This is a genomic window from Pseudomonas sp. NDM, assembly GCF_003105095.1.
GTDB classification, from domain to species: Bacteria; Pseudomonadota; Gammaproteobacteria; order Pseudomonadales; family Pseudomonadaceae; genus Aquipseudomonas; species Aquipseudomonas moraviensis_A.
In genome coordinates this window covers 1-13,784 of record NZ_QETJ01000135.1, presented here as the reverse complement: position 1 = coordinate 13,784, position 13,784 = coordinate 1, and the positions used below count along the sequence as shown (strand labels likewise).

The window sequence follows — 13,784 nt, the reverse complement described above, 5'->3', positions numbered from 1 at the left end:
GTGTGGCAGTCAGCATCAATCCCTCTGACAGCTAGCTATCGCGAGCAGGCTCACTCCTACATGGGATATGCCGTATGGCTCGGCCCCGTTCATTCAGTTGAACGGGGCTTTTGTGTGTTACGCAAAACGCTTCTTGATAACCCACGGCATAATGCCCGCCGTGATGACAATTTCCGAACGGACGGCGAGTGACGTGTTGAAGAAAACCCTGTTCCAGTTGCACTGGTTTTTTGGCATCACCGCAGGGCTGGTGCTGGCCCTGATGGGTATCACCGGCGCGGCGTATTCGTTTCAGGACGAGATCCTGCGCGCCCTCAATCCGTCCGTTTTGCAGGTGGAAAAGCAGGTCGCCGGCGTGTTGCCGCCGGTGGAACTGGTGGAGCGCATCGAAGCCGCGTCCGGCAAGAAAGTCGCCATGCTCTGGGTCGAGACCGACAGCGGTCACGCCGCACGGGTTTACTTCACCCCGCCCAAGGGTGAACGGCGGGGCGAGATGCGCTACTTCGATCCGTACACTGCCGAGTTCAAGGGCGACGCCACTGGCCAGGATTTCTTCGGCCTGATGCTGCAACTGCACCGCTTCCTCGCCATGGGCGACACCGGGCGCAACATCACCGGCGCCTGCACGCTGATGCTGTTGTTCTTCTGTCTCTCCGGCCTCTATCTACGCTGGCCACGCCAGTGGAACAGCTGGCGCGTGTGGCTGACGCTGGACTGGAAAAAGAAGGGTCGCGCGTTCAATTGGGACCTGCACTCGGTCGCCGGCACCTGGTGCCTGCTGGTCTATCTGCTGCTGGCATTGACCGGATTGTCGTGGTCGTACGAGTGGTACAACAAGGGCCTGACCCGGCTGCTTTCCGACGCACCACAGAACGAGCGCGTACGCGGCGGTCGCGGACCGGCGCCAGAAGGCCCGGCACCCACGGCCGACTACGCGGCGATGTGGAGCAGCATCTATAGCGCTGCCGGCCCGGGTCTGGCAGCGTACAACATCCGCATGCCAGCGGTGGCCGGCCAGCCGGCGACGGTGTTCTACCTGCTCGACAGCTCGCCCCATGACCGCGCGCTGAACCAGATCACCCTCGACCCGGCGACCGGCGTGGTCAAACGCGTCGACCGCTATGCCGACAAAAGCTTCAAGGCACAACTGCTGACCAGCATTTACGCACTGCACGTCGGCAGTTATTTCGGCCTCGTCGGGCGCATCATCGTGACGATGGCGGCGGTGTGCATGCCGCTGTTTTTCATCACCGGCTGGCTGCTGTATCTGGATCGCCGGCGCAAGAAAAAGCAGATCAAGGATGCCCGTGAGGGCCTGGCGCAACCGTCCGCTGATGCGTCGGCATGGCTGATCGGCTTCGCCAGTCAGAGCGGTTTCGCCGAGCAACTGGCGTGGCAGACCGCCGGGCAATTGCAGGCCGCCGGACTGCCGGTCAACGTGCAGCCGCTGGCCAATCTCAGCGAACAGGATCTGCGCGATTCGAACAATGCGTTGTTCGTGGTCAGCACCTTCGGCGACGGCGAAGCACCCGACAGCGCCCGTGGCTTCGAACGCAAAGTGCTGGCCAAGGCCTCGACACTCGACGGCCTCAACTACGCCGTGCTCGGCCTCGGCGATCGGCAATACGCGCACTTCTGCGGCTTCGCCAAACGCTTGCATCAATGGCTCGGCGAACACGGCGGCAAAACCCTGTTCGCCCCGGTGGAAGTCGACAGCGGCGATCCCTATGCACTGCGCCACTGGCAAACGCAACTCGGCCAGCTCACCGGACAGGCGCCGAGCGAAACCTGGCAGGCACCCAGCTACGACAACTGGACGCTGGTCCGTCGCGAACTGATGAACCCCGACAGCAGCGGCGCGCCGGTCTATCTGCTCGGCCTCAAGGCGCCGGATACGCGCAGCTGGCTGGCCGGTGACCTGGTCGAAGTGCTGCCACGCAATTGCCCGTGGGCCATCGAGCATTTCCTCGACGGCCTCGGCATCCGTGGCGAAACTCCGGTCAAGGTCAACGGCATCGACGAGCCGCTGGAAGTGGCACTCGCGTCACGCCAGCTGCCTGAACACCGCGCACATCTGGTCGGCCTGCATGCGCAATCGCTGGTCGACGCAATGGTGCCGCTGGCGATGCGCGAATACTCCATCGCCTCGATCGCCGCCGACGGCGTGCTGGAGCTGATCGTGCGTCAGGAACAGCACAACGACGGCAGCCTCGGCATCGGCTCCGGCTGGCTCACCGAGCATGCGCCAGTGGGCGGCAGCGTCAGCCTGCGGGTTCGGCGCAACAGCGGCTTCCATCTGCCGAACGAGCCGGTGCCGATGATCCTGCTGGGCAACGGCACCGGCCTGGCCGGCCTGCGCAGCTTGCTCAAGGCACGCATTGCCGACGGTCAGCAGCGGCAGTGGCTGCTGTTCGGCGAGCGCAACCGCGAGCACGACTTCCTCTGCCGCGCCGAGCTGGAGGAATGGCTGGTCAATGGTGATCTGGCGCGCCTGGATCTGGCGTTTTCCCGGGATCAGGCCGAGAAGATTTATGTGCAGGATCGCTTGCGTGAGTCAGCGGATGAATTGAAGAAATGGTTGGCTGATGGTGCCGTCATCTACATTTGCGGCAGCCTTCAGGGGATGGCTTCGGGGGTGGATCAGGTGCTCAATGATCTGCTGGGTGCCGATGAAGTTCAACGGCTGATCGAGCTGGGACGGTATCGCCGGGATGTTTACTAACGCCTGCGAGAAGCCCCTCACCCTAGCCCTCTCCCGGAGGGAGAGGGAACCGATTGGGGGATGCTCGAGATCGACGCCGACCTGAGCGTCCTTCACTGAATCCAAAGCCATAATCACCTCGGTCTTCCAGGTCGATGCATGACGCAGGACACCTCGGTCAGCTCCCTCCGGGAGAGGGCCTGGGTGAGGGAAATGGACTACTGTTAAATCTCCAGTCAACTTCACAAGGATCGTGAAGCCATGCCAATCCGCCCCACCCTCGCCCAATTCGCCCGCCAGTTACGCACCAACCAGACAGATTGCGAACTCCTGCTCTGGCAGCGCCTGCGTTCCCGGCAGATCGCCAACCTGAAATTCCGCCGACAGTTTCCATGTCCACCGTATGTGCTGGACTTCTACTGTGTAGATTTGAAGTTGGCGATTGAGCTGGATGGGGGGGCAACACTATGAAACGGGCGGGATGATTCACGACCGGCGCCGGTCGAACTTCCTGTATCAACAAGGCATTCAAGTCGTGCGATTCAGTAATCTTGAGGTACTTCAGCAGATGGACAATGTGTTGGAGCAGATCATCAGAATTGCGGCGGACCGGAGAATGCCCTCACCCTAGCCCTCTCCCAGAGGGAGAAGGGACCGACCGCAAATCATTTACGCTATACACCGACCTGAACGTCCTGCACTGAATCCAGAATCGTGCTGATTGCGGTACCCGATCCATAATCGCCTCGGTCTCCCAGGTCGATGTATGACGCAAGACACCTCGGTCGGCCCCATCTCCCTCCGGGAGAGGGCTGGGGTGAGGGGCTTTTGATCTGGAGTAATTAGGCAGGCTGCAACTTCTGCTCAAACACCGCCACCCCATCCAGATCCCGCAACACCACACTCATCTCGCCACTCTGCCCTTCAATATTCACCTCACCAAAAAACTGAAACCCGGCAAACGGCGAGGTGTTCTGTGCGGGCGGCGCTTTCTCGAACACCACCTCCGGGCCGAACGTCTTGTCCAACGGATTCGGCCCGAAACTGCCGGCATTCAGCGGCCCGGCGACGAATTCCCAGAACGGTTCGAAATCCTGAAACGCCGCGCGGTCCGGGTGATAGTGATGCGCCGCGCAGTAGTGCACATCCGCCGTCAAAAACACGAAATTGCGCACCTGCTGCGCGCGCAGGAATCCGAGCAATTCGGCAATTTCCAGTTCGCGCCCCTGCGCCGGTCCAGGGTCGCCGTTGGCCACCGCTTCCCAACGCGCAACGCCCGGGCTGACCTCGCCGTCCGGGACGCCAAGGCCGATGGGCATGTCCGCCGCAATCACTTTCCACTGCGCCTTCGATGCCTTTAATTCGCGCTTGAGCCAGTCCAGTTGCTCGCGGCCGAGAAACGGTTTTGCCGCGCCGAGGTTGGCATCATTGGCCTCGCGATAGCTGCGCATATCCAGCACGAAAACATCGAGCATCGGCCCGTAACTGAGCTTGCGATAGATCCGCCCGCCACCGTCCGCCGCCTGTAAGCGCATCGGCGCATATTCGAGCCATGCTTGCCGCGCGCGCCCCACCAGCTTGTGGATATCTTTCTCCTGATAGCGCTCATCCAGCTGTTTGCCTGGTGACCAGTTGTTGACCACTTCGTGATCGTCCCACTGCCAGATCTGCGGCACTTCGGCGTTGAAGCGGCGGATGTTTTCGTCCATCAGGTTATAGCGATAGTTGCCGCGATAGTCGTCGAGAGTCTGCGCGACTTTGCTCTTGGCTTGCGTGGTGATATTGCGCCAGACGCGGCCACTCTCGGTGGTCAGTTGCGCAGGCACCGGGCCGTCGGCGTAGATGGTATCGCCGCTGTGGATAAAGAAGTCCGGCAGGCGCAGGCGCATGGCTTCGTAGATGCGCATGCCGCCGATGTCCGGGTTGATGCCGAAGCCCTGGCCGACGGTGTCACCGCTCCAGACAAAACGGATGTCACGCCTGGCCGTCGGCACGCTGCGCAGATGACCGAACCACGGTTCGCTGGCCACGCCAGTCTGGGCGTCTTCGAAGTGCACGCGATAGAAGATTGCCTGGTTGGCCGGCAGGCCGGTGAGTTCAACGCGGGCGGTGAAATCACTGCGCGCATCGGCCAACGGCGAGACGAATTTGCGCGGGTTGCTGAACAGGCTGCCGGTGTCCCACTCGACCACCATGCGCGCCGGGCGATCGCTGCGGCTCCAGATCATCGCGCGGTCGCCGAGCAGGTCGCCGGACTGCACGCCGTCGGTGAGCTGCGGACGATCCTTGACCGAGGCAATCACCGCCGGCGCCAGCCCCGGCAGCAACAGCCCGGCGCCAACCGCTTGCATGACGCGACGCCGGCCGAGATTGAAATCGCTCATGGTGTTCTCCCTGCAAAAGGGAAAACTTAAACACGGGTGTATGAACCCGCTATGACATTGGCCACACAGCAATTCAAATGTAGGAGTGAGCCTGCTCGCGATTGCGGTGGGTCAGTAACTTCAACACTCACTGACACATCGCTATCGCGAGCAGGCTCGCTCCTACAAGGGGATCGCGTTGTCAGGCGTTGACGGGTTCGACTGCCAGCTCGACAGTCTCAGGCCTTTTGAGCAGCGCATACACCACCGCCGTGACCAGGCTCCCCGCAACAATCGCCAGCAGATACAGCAGCGCATGGTTGATCGCATTCGGGATTGCCAGCACAAACAAACCACCGTGCGGCGCCATCAGTTTGCAGCCGAAGTACATCGACAAGGCACCCGTCAGCGCGCCGCCAGCGATGCTCGCCGGGATCACCCGCAGCGGGTCTTTCGCGGCAAACGGAATCGCCCCTTCGGAGATGAAGCACAGCCCCAGCACGAAAGCCGCTTTGCCGGCCTCACGTTCAGTCTGGGCAAACTTGCGCCGGGCAATGAACGTGGCGATGCCCAGGCCAATCGGCGGCACCATGCCGGCCGCCATGGTCGCGGCCATCGGTGCGTAACTCTGCGAGGCCAGCAGCCCCACCGAAAACGCATAGGCAGCCTTGTTGATCGGCCCGCCGAGGTCGACGCACATCATGCCGCCGAGCAACACGCCGAGCAGAATTGCGTTGGTGGTGCCCATGCTGTCGAGGAACTGCGTCAGCGCGGCGAGCATGCCGGCGACCGGTTTGCCGACCACGTAAATCATCACCAGACCGGTGACCAGACTGGCCAGCAACGGGATGATCAGAATCGGCTTCAACGCCTCCAGGCTCTGCGGCAACTTCACATAGCGGGCGATGGCTTTGGCGGCATAACCGGCAATGAAACCGGCAATGATCCCGCCGATGAAGCCGGCGCCCAAGGTGCCTGCGAGTAGACCGCCGATCATCCCCGGCGCAAGGCCCGGACGGTCGGCGATCGAGTAGGCGATGTACCCGGCCAACAGCGGCACCATCAATTTGAACGCGGTTTCGCCGCCGATCTGCATCAGCGCCGCCGCCAGCGTGCCTTCTTCCTTATACGCGGTGATACCGAACACGAACGACAACGCAATCAGCAAACCACCCGCCACCACCATCGGCAGCATGTACGACACACCCGTGAGCAGGTGCTTGTAGACGCCGGTTTTCTCGGACTTGGCAGCAGCCTTGCCGTCGCTTGCCGCACTTTCTACAGCGCCTTCAGCCAAGGCTTTTTTCAGCGTCGCTTCGGACTGCTTCAGCGCAACGCCAGTGCCGCAGCGATAGATTTTCTTGCCGGCGAAACGCTCGGTGGCGACGTCGATATCCGCCGCCAGCAGGACCACATCGGCCTCGGCGATGGCCGTTGCGCTGAGCGGGGTTTTCGCGCCCACCGAGCCTTGGGTTTCGACCTGCAATTCATAGCCCAGGCGCTTGGCAGTCTGCTGCAACGCTTCGGCGGCCATGAAGGTGTGGGCGACACCGGTCGGGCACGCGGTGATAGCTACGATGCGCGGCGCACGCGGCGTATCGATCGCCGGTGCGACTTCGCTCGCCACGTAGACTTCGGCTTCTTCAGCACCGCGACGCAATACCGCTTCGACATCCTGCAAGGCCTGCGCCGGAGCAATCTGGAACACGCGCTTGCCGACAAACCGACTCATGTCCACCGCGCCAGTGGTGACCAGCAAGACCCACTCCGCCGCTTCAATGGTGGCGGCCGACAATTCGCGTTCCGGGTGCGCCGGATCGACCACTTCGACGCTGGTGCTCCAGCCCTGGCGCTGCGCCGCTGCATCGAGCAGACGCGCGCACAGGACACTGGTGACCATGCCGTTCGGGCAAGCCGTAACAATGGCTAACTTCATGACAAACCCTCTTATTGTTCTGTCAGGGGGCGCACGCGCACGCCCTGTTCGAGCTGCGCCAGTTGCGCAGGGTCGTTGATGCCAAAACCGATCTGGGTCACCGCCATCGCCGCAATCGCGGTGGCGGTGCGCAGGGTTTGTTCGGGGGTGTCGGCGCTGAGCAGACCGTGGAGCATGCCGGCGAGCAATGAATCGCCGGCCCCGACCGTGCTGGCCACGCTGACCTTCGGCGGCGAGGCATGCAGGGCCGAGCCGACACTGAACCAGTTCACGCCGTCAGCGCCGTGGGAGATCACCACGTGCTCGATACCTTGCGCATGCAAGCGTGCGGCGGCTTGTGCTTCGGCGATTGGCGACACCACTTCGCAGCCGAGTGCGTGGGCCAGTTCTTCGGTGTTCGGTTTGATCAGCCAGGGGCTGGCCTGCAACGCGGCGCGCAGGGCTTCACCGCTGGAATCGAGGGCGACTTTCAAGCCGAGTGCATTGAGCTTGTCGATCAGCTCGCGCAACCACTGCGCAGTGACCCCGCGCGGCAAACTGCCGGCGACCACTACCGCATCGTGCTCCGGCGCGATCTGCAGCAGGCGATCAAGCAACGCTTGCTGCGCATCTGCATCGACCACCGGGCCCGGGCCGTTGATGTCGGTGATGCGCCCGTCCTGCTCGGCGACCTTGATGTTGCTACGCGTCTCGCCGGGCACGCGGATGAACGCGTCGACAAAACCACGCTTGGCGAACAGGGTTTCGAACGCTTGCAGATTGTCTTCACCGAGAAAGCCGCTGACGGTGAGCTGATGGCCGAGGTCCGCCAGCACCTGGGCGACGTTGACGCCTTTGCCCGCAGCGTGGGTGTGCATCTCGTCGCTGCGATTGACCTGACCAGCATCCAGCCGTGACAGCTCGACGGTCAGGTCGAGTGCCGGGTTGAGAGTCAGGGTGAGAATCTTGGCCATTACAGGGCCTCCACTAATGCGCGCACTTCATTGGCGCTGCCCACGGCCAGGGCCTGTTGAGCGAGGGTTTGCGCCTGGGTCAGGCTGAGTTCACGGATGCGCGCCTTGACTTCGGCAATGCTGCGACCGGACACGCTGAGCTCGTCGACACCGAGGCCGACCAACACCGGCACCGCCAGCGGATCGGCCGCCAGCTCGCCGCAGACGCCTACCCATTTGCCATGGGCATGGGCGGCGCGCACGGTGATGTCGATCAGTTGCAGCACCGCCGGGTGCAAGCCATCCGCCTGCGCCGACAGGGTCGGATGACCACGGTCGATGGCCAGGGTGTATTGCGTGAGGTCGTTGGTGCCGACGCTGAAGAAGTCGACTTCCTTGGCCAGCACCGGCGCGAGCAATGCGGCCGACGGCACTTCGATCATGATCCCCAGTTGCAGATCGGCGACCGGAATTTCCTTGCGCAGACGCTCGGTCATGTGGCGGGCCTGACGCCACTCTTCGACGCTGCCGACCATCGGGAACATGATCCGCAGCGGGCGGTTATCCGCTGAGCGCAGCAAGGCACGCAGTTGTGTTTCCATGATCTGCGGACGCTGCAGGGTCAGACGAATGCCGCGCACGCCGAGGAACGGGTTTTCTTCCTTGGCGATCGGCCAATATGGCAGCGGTTTGTCACCGCCAACGTCAAGCGTACGCACCACCAGCGGACGCCCGGCGAGACCGTCGAGGACGCGACGGTATTCAGCTTCCTGCGTGGCCTCGTCCGGTGCCTGCGGGTGGGCCATGAAAATCAGTTCGGTGCGCAGCAGACCGATGCCTTCGGCGCCCTGCTCCACTGCGCTGGTCACGCCTGCGCTTTCACCGATGTTGGCGAACACTTCGACCGCATGACCATCGGTGGTGTGCGCCGGTTGATGGCGTTGTTCGGCGGCAATCTTCAGGCGTTGCTCGCGGGTGTCGCGTTCCTCGGCGGCGCGTTGCAGCGTCGCGGCATCGGCGTCGACGTGCAGACGGCCACGCTGGCCGTCGAGCAACAGTGGTGTGCCCGGTTCGAGCAGCAACACCGCCGCACCCGCACCGACCAGCGCCGGAATTCCGAGGGCACGGGCGACGATGGCGCTGTGCGCGGTAGCGCCACCGCGCGCGGTGAGGATCCCCGCGACCCGTGCAGGATCCAGACGCGCAACATCGGACGGGCCGACTTCGTCCATCACCAGAATGTACGGCTGCTCCGGCTCATTCGCGGTCTGCACGCCACACAACTGCGCCAGCACCCGGCGACCGATGTCACGCAGATCGGCGGCTCGCTCGGCGAGCAAAGCGTCCTGCAGCGATTCCTGCTGTTTGGCGGCGGCTTCGATCACCGCCATCCACGCCGCTTCAGCGCTTTCGCCTTGCTTGAGGCGGGTATCGACTTCGTCAGTCAGATCCGGGTCGTCGAGCATTTCCTGGTGAGTGATGAAAATCTCGCGGATTGCTTTGGCCTTGCTGCGTTCGATCAAGCCCTGAATGTCGCGGCGCACGTCGCTCAGCGCTTGCTTGAGGCGCTCGCGCTCGATCGCCGCCGACTCGCCGCGCAACGGGTAATCGATGGCCTGCAGCACCTGAATGTGCGCCGGGCCGATGGCGATGCCCGGGGCGGCGGGGATCGCTTGCAACAGGCTGCCGGAGGCCGGAGCGACCAGCACTTCGGCGATGTCGGCGATCACTTCGCGCTGCTGACTCACGGCCGGCAGCGGCTCGACCTCTTCACCAAGGCCTTCTTCAATCGCCGCGAGCAGGGCCGGCAAGGCATCGGCGGCGATGCTCGGTTCGGCGATCAGCTCCAGCACCTGACCGCGCCGGGCGCCGAGGCTGAGCAGTTTGCTCAGGCTCTTCACCGACACGGCACTGTCCTGACTGTCGACGATCCGCACGCGAATTTCGCCATCAAAACTTTTCGCCAGTTGCGCGAGGATCTTCGCCGGGCGCGCATGCAAACCGTGGGCATTGGCCAGGGCAATACGCGCGCTCGGCCAGTCTGCAGGCAGTTCACCGCCCAACACTTCGAGGACTTTGCGGCTGCTGGTGGCGCGGCCCAGTTCGTGGCCGCGACCTTCGATCAGCAACGCGCACAAACGCTCGAGCAATGCCTGATGCGCTTCGCCCAGGCTCGCCAGGCAGAACAGACCGCTGAGCGGCTGGCCAAGGTAGCGCATCGGTTTGTCCGGGGTGACGAACGCCAGCCCCGGACGCTTCACGGTTTGCTCGCTGTGCAGCCACCACAGACCATCGCCCAATGGCAGCGCTTCGACTTGCTGCAACACGCCGGCAAAACCGTTGCTCACGCAATCGGCCTGACGCAGCAGACGCGCGCCGCGCCAGACCAGTTCTTCGAAATCGTCGGCCGACACACCGAGGCCGATCATCTGTGCGTCCAGCGCCAGTTCCTGCGGCGCGCCTTGCAGCAACTTCAGCAACGCTTCGGGCGAGCTGGCGCGACGCAGGGCCTGGCCCAGATCGGTCTCACCGAGGGCACGGGTCAACAGTTGCAGCAGACGCAGGTGTTCGTCGGATTTCGCCGCGATGCCGATCGCCAGATAGACGATCTGGCCATCGCCCCAGTCGACGCCGTCAGGAAACTGCATCAGGCGCACGCCGGTGGCGAATACCTGATCGCGGGTTTCCGGGGTGCCGTGGGGAATGGCGATGCCTTGGCCGAGAAAGGTCGAGCCCTGGGCTTCCCGAGCCTGCAGGCCGGCGAGGTAGCCGTCGGCCACCAGACCGTCGGCGACCAGATGACTGGCGAGCAATTGCAGGGCGGCGGGTTTATCCACGGCCGACTGGCCCATGGATATCTGCTCTATAGTGAGCTCGAGCATGCGATCTCCTTTTTGGCGCAGTTCAACGCCAGGTATTGTTTTGAATGGTTCACAGCTTAGGCGCTCTGCCGCGCTTTTCAGCGGCAGTTTTGGCGGTTTCACGGCAGGACCGGCCAAAGGCGTCCAAAACGTAGAAAATACGCTTGCTGAAACGTTTAATCTAGATTGATCGGCACGTTACTCGATAATGTCTCATCCTTGAAGTCCAACTGGTCGGATCTGCCCAGGCAATAAGTCGGCTGCCCTTATCGGGTAGGATTGGCGAAAATGTCGCGGCATGCTCGAAAAAACAAGGAAATACCGGGTTGAAACTCAGTGATATCGCGCGGTTGGCCGGCGTCTCCGTCACCACCGCCAGCTACGTCATCAACGGCAAGGCCGAACAGCAACGCATCAGCAACGCGACCGTTGAGCGCGTGCGCGCAGTGGTCGATCTGCACGGCTTTACGCCCAATCCGCAAGCGGCCGGCCTGCGCAGTCGGCACACGCGCACCCTGGGCTTTATCCTGCCGGATCTGGAAAACCCCAGTTACGCGCGGATCGCCAAGTTGCTTGAACAAGGCGCGCGGGCGCGCGGTTATCAATTGCTGATCGCCAGTTCCGACGATGCGCCGGACAGCGAACGCCAGCTCCTGCAACTGTTCCGCGCCCGGCGTTGCGACGCGCTGATCGTCGCCAGTTGTCTGCCCGCTGGTGATGACAGCTATCGCCAGTTGCAGGCCAAGGGTCTGCCGATCATCGCCATTGACCGGGTCATGGAGCCGGAGCATTTCTGCTCGGTGATCAGCGACGACCGCGAGGCCAGCCTGCACCTGACCCAGAGCCTGCTCGATCCACAGCCGAAACAGATCGTGCTGCTCGGCGCCCGTCCGGAATTGAGCATCAGCCAGGAACGTACCGCCGGTTTCCGCGAAGCGCTCAAAGATTTCCAAGGCGAGGTGCTGGTCGAGCACGCCGAGTCGTTCAGCCGCGAGTGCGGCAAGCAACTGATGGAAGAACTCCTGCAGCGGTTGGGGCATTTGCCTGACGCGCTGGTGACCACTTCTTACGTGCTGCTGCAGGGCGTGTTCGATGCACTGCATGATTTCCCGCTGAAATCACGGCCGCTGCGCCTTGGCACCTTCGGCGACACGCAGTTGCTGGATTTCCTGCCGCTGCCGGTCAACGCCATGTCCCAGCAACACCAGTTGATCGCCGACAAGGCCCTGGAACTGGCCCTGGCCGCGGTCGAGCAGGACGATTACCAGCCGGGCGTGCAAGCCATTGCGCGGACCTTCAAGCAGCGTATTCATCGGGACTGAAGCGTGGAGCTGATCGACAGTCACACCCATCTCGATTTTCCCGACTTCGACGCCGATCGCGCGGCGCTGCTGGCCGAAAGCCGCGCCCTCGGGGTGCGGCGCATGGTCGTGCTGGGCGTGCATCAGGGCAACTGGCAACGGGTGTGGGACCTGGTGCAGAGCGATGCCGACCTGTATGCGGCGTTCGGTCTGCATCCGGTGTTCCTCGATCAGCATCGCCCTGAGGATTTGCACGCATTGGGTGACTGGCTGACGCGCCTGCGCGGGCATCGGCAGTTGTGTGCGGTGGGCGAGATCGGTCTGGATTATTTCATCGAAACCCTCGACCGCGAGCGCCAGCAAGCGTTGTTCGATGCGCAACTGCAACTGGCGGCGGATTTCGACTTGCCGGCGCTGATCCACGTTCGCCGCAGCCATGCGGCGGTGATCGCCACGCTCAAACGCTTCAAGCTCAAACGCGCCGGCATCATCCACGCCTTCGCCGGCAGCCGCGAAGAAGCGCGGGAATACATCAAGCTCGGTTACAAACTGGGTCTTGGCGGTGCACCGACCTGGCCGCAGGCATTGCGCATGCATCGGGTCCTGCCGGAACTGCCACTGCACTCGGTGGTGCTGGAAACCGACTCACCGGACATGGCCCCCGCCATGTTCCCCGGCCAGCGCAACAGCCCGGCGCATCTACCGGCGATTTGCGCGGCGCTGGCCGAGCTGATGAATATCACCCCTGAACAACTCGCCAACGTCAGCACCACCAACTGCTGCGAAGTCTTCGGCTGGTAACACCGCACCTTGTTGTGGGAGCGAGCCTGCTCTAACGCTTGGCTCAACCTGCCAGTTCTAAACAGCAGATCACTATCCAGGATAATTAAAGTATCTTGAGTTCGATTCCTCTTCATCGTCAAAGGGAAGATCAAACCTGAATCTGACATAAACCCGGGCTCGTTTGTTTGCTTCTATATATCCTCCGACGGCCCAACTATTCCACTGATCGTCCTGCCGCATACTGTCTGGTGAATCCACACCCCACCATTGAATAGAATCAAAGCTGAAATGTATGTTGGCTTTATGCCTACCCTGTTCGTCTGGATCATTAATTTTGTACTGTTTGGTATAACAATAAAACATGGCTCCGCCGTTGCCCCACCAATATTGAAATCTTATCTGGCCAAAGTACGCGCTCCTGACCACTTGGAGGAGGCCATCATATACAGTCGCATGCTTGGAAAGCCGTTCAAATTCTTCTTCATCAAGAGTGTTTTTTCTCGAGACGTCCGGTACACCAGTTGCAGGTTTGCCGCCGGAACTTATTTCATTGTCTGTCATGATCGCTCCTTGAAACACAGTAACCATACTATGAACTTACGTCGGTTTTTTTCAGGCCAACTTAGTAAATCCGACTACCCCACCGCGGACTACTGTAAAACCTGACAGTCCCGACAAGCGGTTCCGCTCTGCCAGGGTGGAATCTCGAAGCCGCTGGCATGCTCCGCTGGCGTCGCTTACTGACGACAACGATGGAGGCTTGGACGCGAGAGAAAAAGCGCGGGAATACATCAAGCTCGGTTTCAAACCGGGTCTGGGCGGTGCACCAACCTGGCCACGGCCCCCCCTGAACAACTCGCCAACGTCAGCACCACCAACTGCTGCGAAGTCTTCGGCTGGTAACACC

At 62.2% G+C, this 13,784-nt stretch carries 11 protein-coding genes; 6 read left to right on the top strand and 5 right to left on the bottom strand.

Annotation, left to right across the window (positions count from 1 at the left end):
• The 4 genes from DCO47_RS27160 to DCO47_RS27610 all read left to right on the top strand — a co-directional run.
• Positions 1 to 192, top strand: a 192-nt coding sequence (locus DCO47_RS27160) for a hypothetical protein (RefSeq protein WP_218279821.1), incomplete at its 5' end; no start/stop codon positions are given.
• A 1-nt stretch (position 193) separates the two neighbouring features.
• On the top strand, positions 194 to 2,722 hold the full coding sequence (locus tag DCO47_RS21045; RefSeq protein ID WP_116658845.1) for a sulfite reductase flavoprotein subunit alpha: 2,529 nt from the start codon (positions 194 to 196) through the stop codon (positions 2,720 to 2,722).
• Between the two features lie 240 nt (positions 2,723 to 2,962).
• Positions 2,963 to 3,172: an endonuclease domain-containing protein gene (locus tag DCO47_RS27615; protein ID WP_371919890.1), complete on the top strand. Its 210-nt coding sequence runs from the start codon at positions 2,963 to 2,965 to the stop codon at positions 3,170 to 3,172.
• On the top strand, positions 3,153 to 3,332 hold the full coding sequence (locus DCO47_RS27610) for a DUF559 domain-containing protein (RefSeq protein WP_371919889.1): 180 nt from the start codon (positions 3,153 to 3,155) through the stop codon (positions 3,330 to 3,332). The genes DCO47_RS27615 and DCO47_RS27610 overlap by 20 nt, the downstream gene beginning before the upstream one ends.
• 211 nt (positions 3,333 to 3,543) lie before the next feature.
• Here the strand turns inward: DCO47_RS27610 and DCO47_RS21030 are convergent, their stop codons facing one another.
• From DCO47_RS21030 to ptsP, 4 genes are all read right to left on the bottom strand, one after another.
• The gene (locus tag DCO47_RS21030) at positions 3,544 to 5,085 is read right to left on the bottom strand and encodes an alkaline phosphatase (protein WP_116658843.1); all 1,542 of its coding nucleotides are present in this window, start codon (positions 5,083 to 5,085) and stop codon (positions 3,544 to 3,546) included.
• Positions 5,086 to 5,266: 181 nt separating this feature from the next.
• Positions 5,267 to 7,000 carry a PTS fructose-like transporter subunit IIB gene (locus tag DCO47_RS21025; protein ID WP_116658842.1) on the bottom strand — a complete coding sequence of 578 codons (1,734 nt, stop codon included), beginning with the start codon at positions 6,998 to 7,000 and terminating at the stop codon, positions 5,267 to 5,269.
• 11 nt (positions 7,001 to 7,011) lie between these two features.
• On the bottom strand, positions 7,012 to 7,953 hold the full coding sequence (gene pfkB / locus DCO47_RS21020) for a 1-phosphofructokinase (protein WP_116658841.1): 942 nt from the start codon (positions 7,951 to 7,953) through the stop codon (positions 7,012 to 7,014).
• On the bottom strand, positions 7,953 to 10,814 hold the full coding sequence (ptsP, locus tag DCO47_RS21015; protein ID WP_116658840.1) for a phosphoenolpyruvate--protein phosphotransferase: 2,862 nt from the start codon (positions 10,812 to 10,814) through the stop codon (positions 7,953 to 7,955). Before ptsP ends, pfkB begins: the two co-directional genes overlap by 1 nt.
• 305 nt (positions 10,815 to 11,119) lie before the next feature.
• On the opposite strand from ptsP, the gene cra reads away from it, so the two are divergent.
• On the top strand, positions 11,120 to 12,115 hold the full coding sequence (gene cra, locus DCO47_RS21010; protein ID WP_116658839.1) for a catabolite repressor/activator: 996 nt from the start codon (positions 11,120 to 11,122) through the stop codon (positions 12,113 to 12,115).
• A gap of 3 nt (positions 12,116 to 12,118) precedes the next feature.
• Positions 12,119 to 12,895, top strand: coding sequence for a TatD family hydrolase (locus DCO47_RS21005; RefSeq protein ID WP_083354205.1), 777 nt, complete (start codon positions 12,119 to 12,121; stop codon positions 12,893 to 12,895).
• A 72-nt stretch (positions 12,896 to 12,967) separates the two neighbouring features.
• Here DCO47_RS21005 and DCO47_RS21000 read toward each other — a convergent pair whose 3' ends face one another.
• Positions 12,968 to 13,438: a hypothetical protein gene (locus DCO47_RS21000; RefSeq protein ID WP_065615761.1), complete on the bottom strand. Its 471-nt coding sequence runs from the start codon at positions 13,436 to 13,438 to the stop codon at positions 12,968 to 12,970.
• Positions 13,439 to 13,784 lie beyond the last annotated feature (346 nt).